The sequence below is a fragment of the Nitratireductor sp. XY-223 genome (assembly GCF_004959855.1).
In the GTDB taxonomy this organism is placed as follows: Bacteria; Pseudomonadota; Alphaproteobacteria; order Rhizobiales; family Rhizobiaceae; genus Hoeflea_A.
The window spans coordinates 228,003-246,749 of sequence record NZ_SPNT01000006.1 but is presented as its reverse complement, the minus strand read 5'-3'; the positions used below and the strand labels follow the sequence as shown (position 1 = coordinate 246,749).

General features: G+C 64.5%; 19 protein-coding genes. 12 read left to right on the top strand and 7 right to left on the bottom strand.

Features of this window, described 5'->3' with window-relative positions; all coding sequences use genetic code 11:
- The first annotated feature begins 71 nt into the window (after window positions 1-71).
- Entirely contained in the window at window positions 72-1,004 is a 933-nt protein-coding gene (locus E4M07_RS20340) for a GlxA family transcriptional regulator (protein ID WP_136660228.1), read from the top strand.
- Between the two features lie 40 nt (window positions 1,005-1,044).
- Here E4M07_RS20340 and E4M07_RS20335 read toward each other — a convergent pair whose 3' ends face one another.
- The gene (locus tag E4M07_RS20335; protein ID WP_206057325.1) at window positions 1,045-1,572 is read right to left on the bottom strand and encodes a dual specificity protein phosphatase family protein; all 528 of its coding nucleotides are present in this window, start codon (window positions 1,570-1,572) and stop codon (window positions 1,045-1,047) included.
- A 105-nt stretch (window positions 1,573-1,677) separates the two neighbouring features.
- Between E4M07_RS20335 and E4M07_RS20330 the strand changes: the two genes are divergently transcribed.
- Genes E4M07_RS20330 through E4M07_RS20315 form a run of 4 tightly spaced genes read left to right on the top strand, consistent with a single transcriptional unit; the run spans window position 1,678 to window position 4,840 of the window.
- Window positions 1,678-2,103 (top strand): PaaI family thioesterase, encoded by a 426-nt coding sequence (locus tag E4M07_RS20330; RefSeq protein ID WP_246660526.1) that lies wholly within the window; start codon window positions 1,678-1,680, stop codon window positions 2,101-2,103.
- A 57-nt stretch (window positions 2,104-2,160) separates the two neighbouring features.
- On the top strand, window positions 2,161-2,799 hold the full coding sequence (locus E4M07_RS20325) for a TetR/AcrR family transcriptional regulator (protein WP_136660227.1): 639 nt from the start codon (window positions 2,161-2,163) through the stop codon (window positions 2,797-2,799).
- Between the two features lie 51 nt (window positions 2,800-2,850).
- A complete protein-coding gene (locus E4M07_RS20320; protein WP_136660226.1) occupies window positions 2,851-3,657 on the top strand; it encodes a crotonase/enoyl-CoA hydratase family protein in 807 nt (268 codons plus the stop codon).
- Window positions 3,658-3,700: 43 nt separating this feature from the next.
- Entirely contained in the window at window positions 3,701-4,840 is a 1,140-nt protein-coding gene (locus E4M07_RS20315; RefSeq protein WP_136660225.1) for an SRPBCC family protein, read from the top strand.
- A 30-nt stretch (window positions 4,841-4,870) separates the two neighbouring features.
- Here the strand turns inward: E4M07_RS20315 and E4M07_RS20310 are convergent, their stop codons facing one another.
- The 4 genes from E4M07_RS20310 to E4M07_RS20295 are packed head-to-tail and all read right to left on the bottom strand — an operon-like array spanning window position 4,871 to window position 8,029.
- A complete protein-coding gene (locus E4M07_RS20310; RefSeq protein WP_136660224.1) occupies window positions 4,871-5,533 on the bottom strand; it encodes a DUF6348 family protein in 663 nt (220 codons plus the stop codon).
- Window positions 5,530-6,792: a CCA tRNA nucleotidyltransferase gene (locus E4M07_RS20305; RefSeq protein ID WP_136660223.1), complete on the bottom strand. Its 1,263-nt coding sequence runs from the start codon at window positions 6,790-6,792 to the stop codon at window positions 5,530-5,532. Before E4M07_RS20305 ends, E4M07_RS20310 begins: the two co-directional genes overlap by 4 nt.
- Window positions 6,789-7,421 carry a CoA pyrophosphatase gene (locus E4M07_RS20300; RefSeq protein WP_136660222.1) on the bottom strand — a complete coding sequence of 211 codons (633 nt, stop codon included), beginning with the start codon at window positions 7,419-7,421 and terminating at the stop codon, window positions 6,789-6,791. The genes E4M07_RS20305 and E4M07_RS20300 overlap by 4 nt, the downstream gene beginning before the upstream one ends.
- The gene (locus tag E4M07_RS20295) at window positions 7,418-8,029 is read right to left on the bottom strand and encodes a DUF1285 domain-containing protein (protein ID WP_136660221.1); all 612 of its coding nucleotides are present in this window, start codon (window positions 8,027-8,029) and stop codon (window positions 7,418-7,420) included. Before E4M07_RS20295 ends, E4M07_RS20300 begins: the two co-directional genes overlap by 4 nt.
- Before the next feature lie 180 nt (window positions 8,030-8,209).
- Between E4M07_RS20295 and E4M07_RS20290 the strand changes: the two genes are divergently transcribed.
- From E4M07_RS20290 to E4M07_RS29575, 5 genes are all read left to right on the top strand, one after another.
- Window positions 8,210-9,226 (top strand): MoxR family ATPase, encoded by a 1,017-nt coding sequence (locus E4M07_RS20290; RefSeq protein WP_136660220.1) that lies wholly within the window; start codon window positions 8,210-8,212, stop codon window positions 9,224-9,226.
- Window positions 9,227-9,232: 6 nt separating this feature from the next.
- Entirely contained in the window at window positions 9,233-10,153 is a 921-nt protein-coding gene (locus E4M07_RS20285) for a DUF58 domain-containing protein (protein WP_136660219.1), read from the top strand.
- Window positions 10,147-12,963 carry a DUF4159 domain-containing protein gene (locus tag E4M07_RS20280; RefSeq protein WP_136660218.1) on the top strand — a complete coding sequence of 939 codons (2,817 nt, stop codon included), beginning with the start codon at window positions 10,147-10,149 and terminating at the stop codon, window positions 12,961-12,963. Before E4M07_RS20285 ends, E4M07_RS20280 begins: the two co-directional genes overlap by 7 nt.
- Window positions 12,964-15,030, top strand: a complete 2,067-nt coding sequence (locus E4M07_RS20275; RefSeq protein WP_136660217.1) for a hypothetical protein — start codon at window positions 12,964-12,966, stop codon at window positions 15,028-15,030.
- 279 nt (window positions 15,031-15,309) lie between these two features.
- Complete coding sequence (locus E4M07_RS29575; RefSeq protein WP_246660525.1) at window positions 15,310-15,405, top strand: SEC-C metal-binding domain-containing protein; 96 nt, start codon at window positions 15,310-15,312, stop codon at window positions 15,403-15,405.
- Window positions 15,406-15,525: 120 nt separating this feature from the next.
- Here E4M07_RS29575 and E4M07_RS20265 read toward each other — a convergent pair whose 3' ends face one another.
- Complete coding sequence (locus tag E4M07_RS20265) at window positions 15,526-16,065, bottom strand: N-acetyltransferase (protein ID WP_136660216.1); 540 nt, start codon at window positions 16,063-16,065, stop codon at window positions 15,526-15,528.
- 237 nt (window positions 16,066-16,302) lie between these two features.
- Between E4M07_RS20265 and E4M07_RS20260 the strand changes: the two genes are divergently transcribed.
- The gene (locus E4M07_RS20260; protein WP_136660215.1) at window positions 16,303-17,286 is read left to right on the top strand and encodes a glutathione S-transferase family protein; all 984 of its coding nucleotides are present in this window, start codon (window positions 16,303-16,305) and stop codon (window positions 17,284-17,286) included.
- 6 nt (window positions 17,287-17,292) lie between these two features.
- On the opposite strand, the gene E4M07_RS20255 is transcribed toward E4M07_RS20260, so the two are convergent.
- Window positions 17,293-17,793 (bottom strand): NUDIX domain-containing protein, encoded by a 501-nt coding sequence (locus tag E4M07_RS20255; protein ID WP_246660524.1) that lies wholly within the window; start codon window positions 17,791-17,793, stop codon window positions 17,293-17,295.
- 51 nt (window positions 17,794-17,844) lie between these two features.
- Here E4M07_RS20255 and E4M07_RS20250 point away from each other — a divergent pair, with 51 nt between their 5' ends.
- On the top strand, window positions 17,845-18,744 hold the full coding sequence (locus E4M07_RS20250) for a metallophosphoesterase (RefSeq protein WP_136660318.1): 900 nt from the start codon (window positions 17,845-17,847) through the stop codon (window positions 18,742-18,744).
- The last annotated feature ends 3 nt before the right edge of the window (window positions 18,745-18,747 follow it).

Genomic DNA, 18,747 nt, shown 5'->3' with positions numbered 1-18,747 from the left:
GAGACGTTCTGCCGCAACCGGGATCGAATGAGAACTGGCGTAAATGACATTTGATATGCCATATTCGCCAAATGACAGGAAAACACGCCAATGCGTCCATTGCCGTCCTGGCCTATCCGGGCGTTCAGATGTCCGCGGTCCTCGGCCTAGCCGATCTGTTTGCCATCGCCAGCGACAGCAGCAGCCGCGACGGTGGCCCCCGATTGCAGGTTTCACAGATTGAGCGGCCCTGTCCGATTGAAAGCGGCGCCTTTGACGCGGTCATACTGCCTCCGAACCTCACCGGTGCGCGCGGCGAGGATGCCGGTGACATCATGGAGTGGCTCCGCGCCCAGCATGGCGCCGGCACCATCATGTGCTCGGTCTGCGCCGGCGCCTTCTTCCTCGGCCACGCGGGCCTGCTTGCGGGCCGGCCCGCCACCACGCACTGGGCGCTCGAGGACGAGTTCCGCACGGCATTCCCCGAAGTGCAGCTTGCCGCCGAACTTCTGATTGTCGACGACAACGACATCGTCACCGCCGGCGGGCTGATGGCCTGGCTGGACCTCGGTCTTTTTATCGTCAACCGGTTTCTCGGCCCGCAGGCGGTCTCGCAGACGGCACGCCATCTCCTCGTCGATCCCGGCGGGCGCGAACAGCGCAACTACCGCAGTTTCCGGCCGCCGCTTGCCCATGGAGACGCGGCCGTTCTGAGGGTGCAGCACTGGCTCGAGGCCCATTGCGAGGCGGCGATTTCGGTCGCCGACATGGCAGCGCGGTCGCGGCTCTCGCCGCGCACCTTCCTGCGCCGGTTCAAATCCGCGACCGGTCACACGCCGACCTCCTATCTGCAGAACCTGCGGATCGAGAAAGCGCGCGGCCTGCTTGAGCGGACACTGACGCCGGTCGGTGAAATCGGCTGGCGCGCTGGCTATGCGGACGCATCCGCCTTCGGCCGGCTCTTCCGCCAGACGACGGGCCTGACGCCCGGGGAGTATCGCAGTCGATTCGGCATTTCCAGGTAATTTTCTACTGAATTCAAGTTACAAATTAACTAAAATCATATTAATTCCGATTGTTTCGGGCCGCCATCGCCCAGGCCATCTGAGCCGGCGCCTCGACGGCGCCCGGCCGCACGTAACGGAGCCGTTCCAGCGCCGTGTCGGCGTCCTCGCCGCGCTCGATGAGCAGCCGCAGCGCGATCATGCCGGACCGTCCGTGACCGCCGCGGCAGTGGACAAGCACGCCCTCCCCGCGGTCGAGTGCGCCGTGCAGGTGCTGCGAAAGGTCCGGCCACAGCACGGCGTTTTCGCTCGAAAGCCCGTTCCAGTCACGGATAGGAAGGTGTCGCCAGTCGATGCCGTGGCTGGCGAGCAGCGTCCCCATCTCCCCGCTGCCGAATTCGTCCATCTCCGCCTGTTCGGTCAGGCTCAGCACGACTGCCGGGACCCAGTCGCAGACCGTTTGCAGATCGGATGGAAGACCGCCGAAACGCCCGGGCAGCGGGCTGACGCCGATCCGCCCTCCGTTTTCGAGGAACAGCGTTGCAATCGGAAAAAGTCCGGCACCGGCCGGTTTGTTCCGCGTCATCATCGAATTTCCCGTATCGCCGTGCTATCGGTTGCCGGTCAACTATAGCGCATGAGCGGCGGCGTGGCATTGTCATGCGGACGCCGGGATCGCAGGAGGGAGAACACCGTGACGGAAGACAACGCCGCAGTCGCGCGGATGAAGGCTTTTCTTTCCGAGGCTTTCGCACCATGGGTGCAGCAACTGAACATCGAACCGGTGCAGGTCACCGAAACGGGCGCCGTCTTCAACGTGCCCGCCAGCGACGCGCTGGCGCGCACCGGCGGCATCGTCTGCGGCCAGGCCTTGTCGGCGATCGCCGACACCATCGGCGTTCTCACCCTGATCGGTCACAACAACGACGACCGGATCATGACCACGGTCGACATGACCACCCATTTCATGCGGCCGGTCATGACCGGCGATGTCGAGGCGACGGTCACGGTGCTGTCCAACGGCAGGCGCATGGCGACCGCCAGGGTCGACATCCGCCAGGCCGGCAGCCCGAAGGTCTGCGCCGGCGCAACCTGTGCCTACGCCTATGTCGGCGGATAGGTGAAGCAGGCAAACCACCCGGCTTGACACTAAATATAACACTGTTATCATCTCTCCATGACTCCATCGGCGAGACAGAAACCGCGCGACCATAAAGCGCGCCGGGAACGGATACTTGCGGCCGCGCGGACGGTCTTCGAGGCCAAGGGCGGGCTCGGCGCGGGGCTGCGGCCGATCGCCGCCGAGGCCGGCTGCACAACCGGTGCGATCTATGCAGTCTTCTCCAGCAAGGAGGACATCTACGCCGCGTTGCTTGAGGACAGCCTGCGCGAACTGGCTCAGAAGGTTGCCGGCGCTGCCGGCCGCGAAGCCGCGCCGGACCGCGCGCTGCGCGCGGCGATAACGGCTTTTTATGAGTATTATCAATCGCATATATTCGAGTACAGTCTCGGTCTTTATCTTTTCGAGAAGGACGGCCGCAAGGGCCTCGGTGCTGAACGGGACGCCGAACTGAATGCGCTGCTGTCCGAGTCGATCGATGTGCTCAGGGTCTGCTTCGAGCGCCTGGGCGCGCCGGCCGGCGACGGAACGCAAAGCGCAAGGGCGCTGGCCAATGCCCTCTTTACCAGCCTTATCGGCGTCATGGCCATGATCGTTTCGGGACGCGACCGGTCGCTTCAGACCGACGCCCGGGAGATCCTTGAAACAACGCTCGATACCTATATCGCATCGCTGAAATGTAACACTGTTACGTAAGCGACACGCGCAAAAGTCAATGAAGCGCACCAGGAAACAGGGAGACTTCAAATGGCAGTTGAAATCGAAAAGGACGGTCCGGTCTGGACCATCATCCACAACCGGCCGGAAGCGCGGAACGCTGTTGACCCGGACGCGGCGGACGCCCTGGTTGCCGCTTTCGAAGAATTCGACCGGAGCGACGCACGCATCGGCGTATTCTGGGGCGCGGGCGGCGCCTTCTGCGCCGGATGGGACCTCAAATACGCCGCCACCCTGGCCGACCCGCAGACATTCGAGAAGGACATGGACGAACTGGCGTTCCCCGTCGGTGCGGCGCCTGCGCCGCGCGGTCCGCTCGGCCCCTCGCGCATGGAGCTGTCCAAGCCGGTGATCGGGGCCATCGAGGGACCTGCCGTCGCCGGCGGCATGGAACTGGCGCTGTGGTGCGATGTCCGGGTCATGGCCGAAACGGCGTACCTGGGCGTCTATTGCCGCCGCTGGGGCATTACCCTCATGGATGGCGGCACTGTCCGCCTGCCGCGTCTTGTCGGCCAGGGAAAGGCGCTGGAGATCGCCATGACCGGGCGCAAGGTGCCCGCCGACGAGTGCTATCGTATCGGGCTGTGCGAAAAGGTCGTGCCGGCAGGGCACGCCCGTGACGCCGCCGAGGAGATGGCCCGCGAGATCGCCCGTTTCCCGCAGGAGGCTGTGCTTGCCGACCGCCGCTCGATCATCGAGACCCGCGGCATGCCGGTCCGCGAGGCGTTGAAACTGGAATGGGCCAATGGCCTCGCGGCCGTGCGCAGGGAAGGCGCAACCGGCGCCGGCCGGTTCCGCGACGGCGCGGGTCGGCATGGCGATTTTTCGCGCATCTGACATCCGGTTGGAGCAATTCTGAGTTAGATCGGGAGAAGCGATCATGAAACACGAGGAACAGGTCGGCCTGCTGGACGAGTTGCTGGGACTGCGCAAGCAGAAATCCGCCTTTCTGGACGAAGCCGTCACGTTCTCGCCGGTTGACCGCTATCTGGACGAGGCGCGGTTTCTCAAGGAGCGCCAGCAACTGTTCCGCCGCAGGCCCGTTCTCATCGCGCATGTCAGCGAACTGGCCGAGGACGGCGCGTTCCTGCGGCGCAGCGCCGGGGACCTGTCGCTTCTTGTTACCCGAGACCGCGACGGCGAAATCCGGGTCTTCTACAATGTCTGCCGGCACCGCGGTGCCCGCCTCGTCGACGCCGAAGCCGGATGCCGGCACCGCTTCACCTGCCCCTATCACGCCTGGACGTGGGACAATGCGGGCCGGCTGATCGGCGTGCCCCACCAGGCGCAGGGTTTTCCCGATCTGGACAAGGAAAGCCACGCGTTGAAACAGGTTCCCAGCGCCGTCCGTTCCGGTTTCGTCTGGGTCTCTCTGGACGGCGGGGTCGATGTCGACATCGACGCGCACCTCGCCCCTATCGCCGACGATCTCGACTGGCTGGGGCTTGAGGATCTAGAGGTGTTCTCCACCGACGAGCGGGTCTGGAACTGCAACTGGAAGATTGTCGTCGAAGGCGGGCTCGAATCCTACCATTTCCGGGTCGCGCACGCCCAGACCATTGCCGGCCTGTTTCATGACAACCTGTCGAGCTACCAGCAGTTCGGACCGCATTTCCGCTCGATCCTGGCGCGCCGCTCGATCGACGAGCTGGTCGAGCTGCCGCGCAAGTCCTGGGACATCCGCCGGCACGCGAATGTCCTTTACAACATCTACCCGGCAAGCGCACTCCTCGTGCAGGAGGACCACGTCGTGCTCATCCACTTCGACCCGCTGGCCGTCGACAGGACGCTGATCCGCTGCGTGACGCTGATCCCCGGGACCGACGGGCCACTGACTGACAAGTCCGCCGCCTACTGGGAGCGCAACCACCAACTGACCGTGACGACGCTGAACGAGGATTTCGCGCTCGGCGAGAGCATTCAATCCGGGCTTCACCTGGGCGTCAACGAGGCCATGACCTTCGGCCGCTTCGAAGGCGCGCTCAACGCGGTCAACCGGCAGATCGAAGCTGATCTCTGAGGCGCTCCGAAAGGAACAGCCGTCGCGCTGTTAGACCTGCGGCACCAGGATCAGGAAGTTGCGCAGACTGTAGTAGTAATCGCTGGCCGGCCAGTGCGCCTGCGAGACCGCCTGCTCGCCCTCCGCCCATTCCGCATTGTCGAGCAGAACCTCGACGACCGTGTCGCCGCCGCCGGGCTTGCAATAGAAGGTTCGAAGCCAGTGCACTTCGGGCGTTAGGTCGGCACGCAGCAGGGCGTTCTTGATGACATCCAGCAGGTCCGGCGGAAAATCGACTTCATCCGGACCGAGGCAGCGCGAGACGAATTCGCCGATATGCACGGTCCACCGGCCGCTTGGAAACTGCCAGTCCTGAACAACCACGCTGTCATGCGGCTGCGCCCACAGCGCGGAAAGCAGCACGTGCAGGGATCCCAGCTGGAAATTCTGCAGCGCATCCCCGTAACGCTCGCCGTCCGAACCCACGCCGGCAAACGACTCGTTGATCACCCGGTCCCGGTCCGGCAGCACGTGGATGTCCAGCCGGCCGATCTCCTGGTTTCCGATCTGGTGGATCCAGTTCCCGCGCATCGCCGGCAGTTCCTCGCCGGTGACGAGCCAGTCCTTGTAGTCCGACAGCGCGACACCGTGCGCCGCCATGAGGGCCTTCAGGTGTTCGCGCACCTCGTCCGTCGACGGCGCCGCTTTGCTCATGTCGCGACCCTTTCCAGGAGTTCCTTGCGGGTCAGCGTGAAATTGCTGTCGATCCAGGCCTCCTCGAGCGCATTCATGGCCGCCCCGACATCCGGTCCGGGAGACAGGCCGGCCTTCAGAAGGTCCCCGCCGGTAACAGGAAAGCTCGGCGCCGACCAGTCGGCGGCGACCTTGAGCAGCCGCGACAGCGCCGCGGCAGCCTTGAGGGCGTCGTCATCCTGTTCGGCCGCCTTGCGCCGTGCGCAGAGTTGCAGCCGGATCCTGTCGGTGACCGCCTGCGCATCGCCGCGATAGAGCATCCGCCGAAGTGCGAGATCGGCAAGGCCCTCGTCGATCGCCGCCTGGTGCGCCCACTGCACCAGCCGCTTGCGCTCGCTGTTCGACATGCGCAGCCGGCTCGCCATGGCGTCGACGCGCTCCGCATCCTGCGGCACAATGGCCATCAGCCGCATCAGCGGATCGGCCGGCCATTGCAGCGTGGCGCCGGTCTCGATCACGCCGAAGACCGCATCGATCCCCCATTTCTCCGATTCCGGCAGGATTTCCGACAGCACGCCGCTCTGGCGCATCCAAAGCAGTGCCCGTGACGGATCCGGCGCGGCGAGCAGGCGCTTGAGCTCCGACCACACGCGCTCGGCGGAAAGGTCGGCCAGCCCCGACTTCAGCCGCGCGCAGGCCCTGAGACCGTCCGCGTCGGGGCGTCCGTCGCCATACCAGGCGAAAAACCGGAAGAACCGCAGAATGCGCAGGTAATCTTCCTTGATGCGCGTCGCGGCATCGCCGATGAAGCGCACCGTCCGGCTGTCGATATCCGTCAGCCCGCCGACCAGGTCGATCACGTTGCCGTCCCGGTCCGCATAGAGCCCGTTGATGGTCAGGTCGCGGCGATGCGCGTCCACGGACCAGTCCGCGCCATAGGCGACGGTCGCGTGGCGGCCGTGCGATTCGACATCGGCACGCAGCGTCGTTACCTCGAACGGCACGCTTTCGACGATCAGCGTGACGGTTCCGTGATCGATCCCTGTCGGCACTGCCTTGATGCGCGCCTTACGCGCCCGTTCCACGACCTCCGCCGGATGCAACGTCGTGGCGATATCGACATCGCCGACACCGAGGCCCATCAGCGTGTTGCGCACGGCGCCGCCGACGACCCGTGCCTCGCCGCCTTCCGCGTTCAGGAGATCAAGGACGCGATGCAGCCTGCGCGCCTTGAACCAGCCGGCATCGGCAATGGAATCCCGCCTGTCATCGCCGCTCATGCATAAAGCCTTTCATAGAGCGTGCGCAGAATCCCCGCAGTCACGCCCCAGATATACCGCTCGCCATAGGGCATCGTGTAGAAATGGCGCTCCTTGCCTTCCCAGACCCGGCTTTCGCGGATGTGGTTCGCCGGATCCATCAGGAAGGAAAACGGCACCTCGAAGGCATCCTCGACCTCGTGCCTGTTGATATCCATCGGATAATTGTCGCGCACGACGGCAAGCACCGGGGTAATGCGGAAGCCCGACACCGTCAGATATTGCGGCAGCCGGCCGACCGGCTCGACAAAGGAGCGCGGCAAACCGATCTCCTCCTCCGCCTCACGCATGGCGGCGACTTCCGCCGATCCGTCCTCCGGATCGATGGCTCCGCCCGGAAACGCGACCTGGCCCGAATGGGTCCGCATGTTTGCCGTGCGCAGCGTCAGGAGAATGTCGGTGTGGGTGCCGTGATCGACCAGCGGCACCAGCACGGCCGCGTCGCGCAGGCGCGTTCCGGCCAGGCGGTCTATGATGTCGGCGTTCAGCACATGATCGCCATAGCCGCGCTGGTCGCCCTCGCCGCTCTCGCGCGCCGCCCGTTCGCGAAAACTCGCAGCGCTGAACTCTTCGCCTGTCTTCACGTTCATTGCGACATCGCCTCGAGCCGGTCCATCGGCATGATCGCGAAGTCGGCCCCGGCGGAGCTGACAGTGAACATTTCAACGCCGTCCACGGTCCTGCTTTGTCCGAGGTCGACAAGGTCGTACATTAACGGGCGGCTGACCAGCGCCTCCAGCCGGCCGCGCACGTGCAGATAGGGTTTGAGCTGGTTGTTCTTGCCGGCGATTTCGAAGCGCAGCGGATGGTCACGGCCGGCCTCGACGACATCGCCGACGTTGGTGCGGAATGTCAGCACCTGCTCGCCGTCGCGATCGTCGGCGCTCATCTCGACGGCAATGAACGGCGCGTCCTCGACGCTGATACCGACCTTCTCGACCGGGGTCACGAGATAGGTCCTGCCATCCGCATCCTTGCGCAGGACGGTCGAAAACAGCCGCACAAGCGGCGCGCGCGCAATCGGCGTTCCCATGTAGAACCAGGTGCCGTCGGCGCGGATTTCCATGTCGAGATCGCCGCTGAATTCCGGGTTCCATCGCTCGACGGGCGGCAGGCCCTTGTCGGTCGGCGCAGCCCGTGAGATCAGCGATTCGAGATTCGTCGCGTCGCGGGCCGCGGCGATTTCACCTTCTGCCATTGTCTGGTCCAGCTTCCCATCTAATCACAACAATATCACTTAAGATGCTCGGCTAATCATGCGATTCATAGGGATAAAGCACAGTATTTTCCATTGATGGTTATCCGATCCGCACCAAATAGTGGATAATGAGTGATATATGGGAAGTGAGTCCGGAAACAAAGAGACGGAGATTTCTGTATGGGTGTCGTTGAGAATACCGATCCCTCCCTGGACGAAAAAGCGGTCATCGAAACGGCGGAGGCAGCCCTTGATGACATCGCCGCGATCAGACGCGAAATCGGTACGGTTATCTTCGGACAGCAGAACGTGGTCGAACAGACCATATTGGCGGTGCTTTCCGGCGGACACGCCCTGCTTGTCGGCGTTCCCGGCCTGGCCAAGACCAAGCTTGTCGGCACGCTGGGCACGGTGCTCGGCCTGACCGACAACCGCATCCAGTTCACGCCGGACCTGATGCCCTCCGATATCCTCGGCTCGGAAGTGATGGACCAGGACGCCGACGGCAAACGCTCGTTCCGCTTCGTCGCCGGCCCGATCTTTACCCAGCTTCTGATGGCGGACGAGATCAACCGCGCCTCGCCGCGCACCCAGTCGGCGCTGCTGCAGGCCATGCAGGAATACCATGTGACGGTTGCCGGCACGCATCACGACCTACCCGAACCCTTCCATGTCCTTGCGACCCAGAACCCGCTGGAACAGGAAGGAACCTATCCGCTGCCCGAAGCCCAGCTCGACCGCTTCCTGATGCAGGTCGACGTGCTCTATCCGGAGCTCGAGGCGGAGCGGCGCATCCTGCTGGAGACGACCGGGCTTGAGGAGAAACAGGCCGCACCTGTTATCAGCGCCAAGCGGCTCCAGGAAATCCAGGCGCTGGTGCGGCGCATGCCGGTCAGCGAAAACGTGATCGACACCATCCTCAGGCTGGTCCGGTCCGCACGGCCCGGCAGCGGCAACGGCGAAACCGACCGCCATGTGGCCTGGGGTCCCGGCCCGCGCGCCGGACAGGCGATGATGCTTTGCGTGCGCGCCAGGGCACTTTACGACGGCAGGCTGGCACCCTCCGTCGACGACGTGCGCGCGCTGGCCGAGCCTGTGCTGCAGCATCGCATGGCGCTGACCTTTGCGGCCCGCGCCGAGGGCATGCATGTCCGCGATGTCATCGCAGGCCTGGTCAACGGGTTGAACGGGGACTGACGGACCTTGGCCGCGATCGGACAGGCGACGGAGGCCGTTGAGACCACCCCCGCACTGGCTCGGGCGCGACAACGGGCCGCCTATGTCCCCGATCTCCTGGTGGAGGCGCACCGGGTCGCCAACACGGTGATTGCCGGATGGCACGGCCGGCGCAAACGCGGCATCGGCGAAAATTTCTGGCAATTCCGTCCCTATGTGGAAGGCGAGAGCCTGTCTCGCATCGACTGGCGTCGGTCCGCCCGCGACGACAACACCTATGTGCGCGACAGGGAGTGGGAAGCCGCCCATACCGTCTGGCTGTGGTGCGATTCATCGGCATCGATGCTGTTCAAGTCGACCCTCGCGCCGGTATCCAAGCAGAGCCGCGCCATGGTGATCCTCCTCGCGGTTGCTGAAATCCTCGCACGCTCCGGAGAGCGTATCGCCTCGCCCGGCGTGCTGGAACCGGTTGCCGCCCGTAACGCCGCCGAGCGTCTGGCCGCTGCCATCGATCTGCGCCCCGACAAGGCGCAGTTCCCGGACGTGTCTCAGATCAACCGCCACAGCGATCTCGTCCTGATATCCGACTTCCTCGATCCCGCCGAGGAGGTCATCGACAAGCTCGCCCCGATCGCCAGGCGCGGTATTCGCGGCCATGTGCTTGAGATCTGCGATCCCGTCGAGGAGGTTTTCCCCTATCGCGGCCGCACCGAGTTCGTCGATCCGGAGACCGGCCGAAAGCTGACGGCCGGCCGCGCCGAAACGCTGAATGAGGAATACCGGCAAACCTATCTCGCCCGCCGCGAGGGCATATCCGAAAGTCTCCGCCGTCTCGGCTGGAACTTCATCACCCATCACACCGATCAGCCGGCTTCGACCGCGCTGGTCGCGCTGCACACGCATCTGTCGGGCGAGCCGGGCGGCGGTGTTCGTGAGGTGGCATCGTGAGCGCGTTGTCCATCGTCTTCGGGGCACCCGCGGTCCTCTTCGGCCTGGCCCTGCTGCCGATCATATGGTGGCTGCTGCGCCTGACGCCGCCGCGTCCGAGGACCGAACTGTTCCCGCCGCTTCGCATCCTCGCGAAGGTTCTGAAGAAGGAAGAGACGCCTGCCAAGAGCCCCTGGTGGCTGACGGTTCTGCGGTTGCTGATCGCCGCGCTGATTGTGCTGGCGCTGGCTCAGCCGGTGATGAACCCGCGCGAGGTCCAGATCAGCGCCGAAGGGCCGCTGGTCATCGTCATGGACAACAGCTGGTCGACGGCGAACAACTGGCCGGAACGCATTTCCGTCGCCGGAGAACTGATTGACGATGCCGAGGCGGAAAACCTGCCTGTATCCATCGTCTTCACCGCGGAGGATACGCACAATGCAACGCCGGACACCGCGGCACGGGCGCGCGAGCGCCTGCAGGCGGCCGTCCCACGCCCGCTGCACGGCAACCAGCAAGGTGCCGTTTCAGCCGTCCTGACCGCCCTGGAAAGCAGCGGTATCGGAACACTCGCCGTGCTTTCGTCCGGTTTGACGGCGAATGACGCGACTGAAAGCTGGCAAAGTCTTCTGGACCGCGCGCCGCGGGATGTGATGGTTTTCCAGAACACCACCGACGGCACGCTCGCACTCGTGGCCGCGAGCAACGAGGCAAACGGATTTGCGGTCACTGCGGAACGGCTCGATTCCGATCACACTGAAATCCATGCGGTGACCGCCAACGACAGCCAGGGCCGCCCGATTGCCGCCGGTGAACTTCGCTTCGAGGAGGGCGCGACCACCGGAACGGCGCTGCTGACCGTGCCATTCGAGCTGCGCAACGATTTCGCCAACATATCGGTCGACGGATTGTCCAATGCCGGGGCGCGCTACCTGCTGGACGAGAGCGCCCGGCGCCGGCGCGTCGGTCTGCTGTCTGCCGAGCCGCTCGATCTGTCGCAGCCGCTGCTGTCGCCGCTTTATTATCTGACACGCGCACTCGAGCCCTTTGCCGACCTGATCGTGCCCGAAGATTCCGAACTCGGCGGCGCAATCGCCGAACTGGTCGAACAGCGCCCCTCCGTGATCGTCATGGCCGATGTCGGGACGGTTCCCGACGAGGTCGAGGACCTGCTTCTGGAATGGATCACGCAGGGCGGACTGCTGCTGCGCTTCGCCGGCCCGAGGCTCGCCGGCGGCGATGACAGCGATCCCTTCGTCCCGGTCGATCTGCGGCGCGGCGAACGGGCGCTTGGCGGAGCGCTTTCCTGGAGCGAGCCGCAACCCCTTGCGGCATTTTCCGAACAGGGGGCCTTTGCGGGCATGAGCCGGCCCGACGATGTCACCGTCAACCGGCAGGTGCTCGCCGAACCGTCTCCGGATCTCGGTGCGCGGACCTGGGCAAGCCTTGCCGACGGAACGCCCCTGGTCACCAGCAGGGCCTTCGGGGACGGCCGGATCATCCTGTTCCATGTCACCGCGGAGGCGACCTGGTCGAACCTGCCCATATCCGGGCATTTCGTGGAAATGTTGCGCCGGTCCATCCTGCTTTCGCGCTCGACCATCGGCGCCCAGGGCGTCGTCGAGGAGGTGATCCTGCCGCCCTACCGGCTGCTGTCGGCGAGCGGGGCGGTCACGACCCCGTCGGGCGCGGTGCAGCCGCTCAAGGTCCGGTCCGGTTCGCTTCCACCTGTCAGTTTCGACAATCCGCCGGGACTATACGGAACCGAGAGCGGATTCGTCGCGCTTAACCTCATGCGCGACGCCGATGTCCTGTTTGCGTTCGAGCTCCCGGACTACCCGGGACCGGTGACGCATTCCGAATACATGCGCGCCGCCAGCGTCGACCTCGCGCCCTACCTGCTGACCGCCGCGCTGCTGCTGCTCATTGCCGACACGCTCATCGTCTTGTTCATGTCCGGCGCCTTCTCGCGACTGACCATGCGCAAGGTTCAGGCGACGGCCGGCGCAGGCCTGCTTGTCATCGGCGTCGGCCTTGCCGGAGCGGACAATCCCGCAATTGCCGCAGACGAAAGGCCGGGCGACGCCGAGATCCTGGCATCGCTCGACCGCACGCATCTCGCCTATGTCATAACCGGCGACCGGCGTACAGACAGGACAAGCCGCCTCGGCCTCAACGGCATGACGCGTTTCCTGACCTACCGCACTTCCCTGGAGCCGGGAGAGCCGGTCGGAGTCGATATCGAGCGCGATCCGCTGGAGCTCTATTCGATGCTCTACTGGCCGATCACGGTCGATGCCGACCCGCCGTCACGCGAGGCGATCAGCCGTGTCGACACCTTCATGAAGAACGGCGGCACCGTGCTCTTCGATACCCGTGACGCGCTGGCCGGCCTGAGTTCCGCCGGTGTCGTTTCGCCGGAGACAGCGCGCCTGCGCGCCATATTGGCCGAGCTCGACATCCCTGCGCTGGAGCCGGTGCCGCAGGACCACGTGCTGACCAAGGCATTCTACATCCTGAACGAGTTTCCGGGCCGCTACCGCGGCAGCCCGCTCTGGGTGGAGGCGCTACTCGATACAGACAATCCCGACAACCGGCCGGCCCGCGGCGGCGACGGCGTGTCCTCGATCATCATCACGGGCAACGACCTTGCCGGTGCCTGGGCGATCGACGAGAACAACATTCCGGTCTACCCGACCGTCCCGCCGGACCCGGTGCAGCGCGAGCACGCCTACCGGTCCGGCGTCAACATCATGATGTATATGCTGACCGGGAACTACAAGGCCGACCAGGTCCATGTTCCCGCGCTGCTTGAGAGACTGGGGCAATAGATGTCGATAGAATTCGCCCCCCTCATACCTCTTGTGTACATCGCCGTTCTCGCGGCCCTCGCGGCCGTGCTGGCTTTCTTCAGCGTCTGGCAGAAGGTCCGCGGCGCGCTCTTCCGTATTTGCGCCCTGGCGGCGCTGTGTCTGGCGCTGCTGAACCCGGTTGTGCTGCAGACAGAGCGCGAACCGCTCGACAGCGTCGTCGCGGTCATCGTCGACCGCAGTCAGAGCCAGGCATCGGCCGAACGCACCGCTGCCACGGATGCGGCGCTCGAACGGCTGCAGGACCAGCTGGCGCGGTTCCAGCGGCTCGACGTGCGGGTCGTCGAAGTGGGCGATGACAGTTTCACCGAGACCCCGTCGACACGGCTGTTCGAGGCGCTTTCCTCTGCGATGGAGGATGTTCCTACATCGCGCATCGCCGGCGCCATCATGATCACCGACGGTCAGGTGCACGATATCCCGGATTCCGCTGCTGAACTCGGTTTTGACGCCCCGCTGCACGGCCTCATCACCGGTTCGAATGGCGAGGTCGACCGCCGCATCGAACTGGTCAATGCGCCGCGCTTCGGCATCGTCGGCGAGCCGCAGGAAATCAGCTACCGGGTTCTTGAGGAAGGCACCGCCTCGCGGCAGGTCACTGAGGTGACCGTGCGCGTCAACGGCGAAGTCTACAGTACGGAACTGGCACCCGTGGGCGAGACGATGCCGCTCTACATCGAGGTCGAACGGGCCGGCGACAACATCATTGAACTGGAAGTCGCGCCGCTGCCGGATGAAATCACCACGGCAAACAACCGGGCCGTCGCCGTTCTGGACGGCATTCGCGAGAACCTGCGCGTGCTGCTCGTATCGGGCGAACCGCATAGCGGCGAGCGCGCCTGGCGCAACCTGCTCAAATCAGACACCGCCGTCGACCTCGTGCATTTCACCATCCTGAGGCCGCCGGAAAAGCAGGACGGAACGCCGATCGACGAATTGTCGCTGATCGCCTTTCCGACCCGCGAGCTGTTTGTCGAGAAGATCAACGAATTCGACCTGATCGTTTTTGACCGCTACCAGCGGCGCGGCGTCCTGCCGGTGCTCTACTACGACTACATTTCGCAATATGTCGACGGCGGCGGCGCCTTGCTGATTGCCGCGGGCCCCGAACATGCGGGCCGCGATTCCATCGCCACGACACCGCTCGCGCCCGTCCTGCCGGCGGTGCCGACCGGAGACATCGCCGAGGTCGGCTTCTATCCGCGCCTGAGCGACGCCGGCAAGCGCCATCCGGTAACCCGCGACCTGCCCGGATCTGCCGAGGAGCCGCCGCACTGGGGCCGCTGGTTCCGGGCGATTTCCGTCGACGCGCCGGAGGACGACACGATCCTCGAGGGCCCGGACGGCGCGCCGCTGCTGATCCTCAACCGGGTCGGCGAGGGCCGCGTTGCCATGCTGATGTCCGACCACGGGTGGCTTTGGGCGCGCGGCTTCGAGGGCGGCGGGCCGCATGTGGCGCTCTACCGGCGCATCGCCCACTGGCTTATGAAGGAGCCAACGCTCGAGGAAGAGTCGCTGCGGGCCAATGCACGCGGCAACCTATTGACGATCACGCGCCAGACCATGGCGGAAGAAGTCCCGCCGGCGACCGTGACCACGCCGACCGGGGACACCTTGACGGTGCCGCTCGGCAAATCCGCCGAGGGTCTTTTCGAGGCTGAACTGCCGGTCGAGGAAAGCGGCCTGTTCGATGTCGAAAACGGCGACATGCGGGCCCTGGTCCATGTCGGCGCGGTCAACGCGCCGGAATTCACGGCAACCATTTCAACGACCGAACTCCTGCGGCCGCTGGCGCAAGCCACCGGTGGGACGGTCCAACGGGTTTCCGCCGACGGCTCGAGTGTCACGCTTCCCTCGATCCTGCCCATCAAGGGCAGCGTGCGCACGTCGGGCGACAGGCTGGTTCTGAAAGTGACCGGCGAAACGGAGCTGAAGGGCGTCAACCGCCTGCAGCTCTTCGCCGGTTTCTTCGGCCTGGCCTTGTTGTTCCTGGCGCTCGGCAGCACCTGGTACCGTGAAGGACGGTAGGCCGTTTCGCGCAAAGCTGATTGCCTAATTGCAAACCAGCGCCCCGTCTGCTGGATGCAACATCAGTTGCCGATACGCGCTTTTCTTCGGGCAACAATTGTGCAAGAAGCGCAGCGCCGGTTCTTCCGGACAATCGACCAGCAGAAATTCGGGAGGCTGATATGACCCGTTATCGCGACTTCGACCGCCTACCCTCCTTTTGAGGTTACCAGCAAACGTCGAAAATCATTCCCGTCGGAAACCAACGTCAAACGCGGTGAACGTTATGTTCACGGCGAGGTGGAGCTTGTTGAGAAACTCGGCCGCAAAGATCTGTGTCCGTGTGGATCAGGGCGCAGATTTCAAGCGGTGCTGCATGAAATCAAAACGGTTTGACGGATCACACAGGCACCACTACTTCCGCGATCGCGAATGAATCCGGATCAGGGTGCCGCGTGCACCCTGATCACGGCAAGGAACGCTGCGCTTGCGACCTCTGTGGCGGTTTCCGGGGAACTAGATACCGCCGACTTCACGCACTTCTACGGCAGTCGCGCTCTCGCCCCGCCAGACAATGTCTCCGTCCAACCGATCATGGATGTCGCCTCCCTTCGGAGCAACCAGGATCCGGTTCGGATCGACCGGGCCAGGAAAAATCAGCCGCGCCCGCACCGGCTCGAACCCCAGCGGGCTGTAATAGGGCGGATCGCCGACAAGGATCACCCCTTCACTGCCCGCGTCGAGAGCCGCTGCGACCGCGATCCTGACCAGTTGCTTGCCGATGCCGAGGTTCTTGAAGCTGGGGCGCACGGCCAGCGGTCCGAGAAGATGCCCGGCGACGCTGCCGGCGGTGATCGCCGTCATGCGCACGGAACCGACGATTTCGTCATCCACTGCCGCGACGAAGGAAAGGTCCGCGTCATGCGGCCCCTGCTCGCGCACCCGCTCGGCGGCGCGCACGAAGCGGCCCGGCCCGAAGGCTTCATCGTTGATGGCTTCGATGATCGGATGATGCGAGAGGATCTCGTTCAGATAGACAGGCTTGATCGCAGACATGGTTGAACCCGGTTTCCTTGCAGCTGGACACGACGATACACGCCCGAGGGGCGCACAAAAGTCAGCGTCGTCGCAGCTGTCCGGTATGGTTCATGGTCCTGCCTTTCATTCGTTCAGCGCGGATAACACAAAGGCCGGTGCAATTGCAATGCAAAACACACTGTTCAATCAATCCATCTTCGCTTGCGCGCCGCGGCACCCTATCTTGCATCACAACGCGCTCTAGGGAGAAAGACCATGGGAATGCTCGTCGACGGCGTCTGGCAGGATGTTTGGTACGATACCAGGAAAAGCCAGGGGCGCTTCAAACGCGCCGATTCGCAGTTCCGCAACTGGGTCACCGCCGACGGCAGCGCCGGCCCCAGCGGGCGTGAGGGGTTCAAGGCCGAATCCGGGCGTTATCACCTCTATATTTCCTACGCCTGCCCCTGGGCGCACCGCACGCTCATCGTGCGCAAACTGAAAGGCCTGAAAGACCATATCTCGCTTTCGATCGTCCACTTCTTCATGGGCAGCGGCGGCTGGGAATTCAGCGAAAGAGACGGTGCCACGGCCGACCCGATCAACGGTGCCGACAACATGTGGCAGGTCTATACGGCCGCAGACCCGACCTACACGGGCCGGGTGACCGTGCCGGTCCTGTGGGACAAGAAGCAGGGAACGATCGTCTCCAACGAATCGTCGGAAATCATCCGCATGTTCAACAGCGCCTTCGACGGCCTGGAGGGGGTCGATGCCGGCCTGGATCTTTACCCGCAGGAACTGCGCGCCGACATCGACGCGATCAACGAGCCGATCTACCACAACGTCAACAACGGCGTTTACAAATGCGGCTTCGCCACCAAGCAGGAAGCCTACGAGGAGGCGTTCGACGCCCTGTTCGAGACGCTCGACATGGTCGAGGAGCGCCTTTCGGAGCGGCGCTATCTGATGGGCGACCGGGTCACGGAGGCCGACTGGCGCCTGTTCACGACGCTGGTGCGGTTCGATCCAGTCTATGTCGGCCATTTCAAGTGCAACAAGCGCCGCATCCAGGACTATCCGGCGCTGTCCGGCTATCTGCGCGAGCTCTACCAGATACCGGGCATTGCCGACACGGTGAACATGCTGCACATCAAGAACCACTATTACATGAGCCATGAGACGGTGAACCCGACGCGCATCGTGCCGAAGGGTCCCGATATCGACCTATTGGCGCCCCACGGCCGGGACGCGCTTTAGGCGGCATCACCAGCGACTGTCGGGTCGCACCGTGCCGGCGAGTTCAGCCAGCCGCCTCCGGGTGGCACCGGTCACACCCTCCGGCAGCGCATCAAGTGCGAAGAAACCGGATTCGGCGATCTCCATGTCGGGGCGCCGGATTTCGCTCTGGGCGACATTCCGGCAAACGAACAACACCACGTGATCGCGGCGGCTTGAGCGGTTGTTGTGATAGACCGCAAACAGCTCCGGCCGCTCGACCATGGCGAGGTTCCCCTCTTCCGCCAGCTCGCGCTCCAGCGCGTCGTAGACGGTTTCCCCGACCTCGACACCGCCGCCCGGCAGGTACCAGCCCCGGACATAGGTGTGGCGGACGAGGAAGATCCGCCCGGCCCGGTCGAAGGCCGCGGCGCGCACGCCGAGCGTCAGCGGCCGCTGAAGGGCGAAGAGCCGGTTGAGCAGCCACTGGTAGATTTTGCGCGCCGGACCGCGCCGGTCCTGATTGGAGATGGCGGAAGTTGACGGCACGCCGTCGGCCGTTCCTTGCTCAATCTTCGCCGGACGGCTATGTCCAGCCCCATGTTCCGCCTTGCCCATATATCCGATATCCATCTCGGCCCGCTGCCGCGCCTGACGCCGCGCGAGCTCGCGTCGAAACGCATCACGGGTTACATCAACTGGCATCGAAACCGGCGCAAGCGCCTGTTCGGCAATATTCTCGAATCGCTGCTCGCCGATATCAAGTCGGCCGCGCCGGATCACGTGGCAATCACCGGCGATCTCGTCAATCTCGGCGCAAAGGCGGAGATAGCCGCTGTTGCCGACTGGCTCCCGGACGTCGGCGAGCCGGATTTCGTTTCCGTCGTGCCCGGCAATCACGACGCCTATGTGCCGGGTTCCTTCAAGCTCGCCTGCCGTGCCTGGCGGCCCTACATGCTCGGCGACGACAAGCCGGCCTCGTCCGCCGGCGAGAACCTGTTTCCCTTTCTGCGCGTGCGCGGTCAATTAGCTCTCATCGGCGTCTCAACCGCCCACGCCACACCGCCCTTCATGGCGAGCGGCATCTTCGACCGGCGCCAGGCGCACCTGCTCAGCGATATTTTGAGGCAAGCCGAGGATGACGGGCTGTTCCGCATCGTCCTGATCCATCACCCGCCCGTGCGCGGCGCCACCAGCATGCACAAGCGCATGCTCGGCATCGGCCTGTTCTCAAGGGTGCTCGAGAAGGCCGGCGCGGAACTGGTCCTGCACGGTCATACGCACCTCGACACGCTTTACCGCCTTCCCGGCAGGGGCGGAGACGTTCCGGTCGTGTGCGTACCATCAGCAAGCGAAGCCCCCGGCGGCAACCGGCCTGCGTCAGGATACAACCTCATTTCTGTCGACGGCGGTCCGGGTGCATGGACAAGCCGGCTCGAGCGCCACGGTCTCGTCGCCCGAAGCGGCCGGTTTGAACTGGTTCATTCACAAGAGCTTTGACCG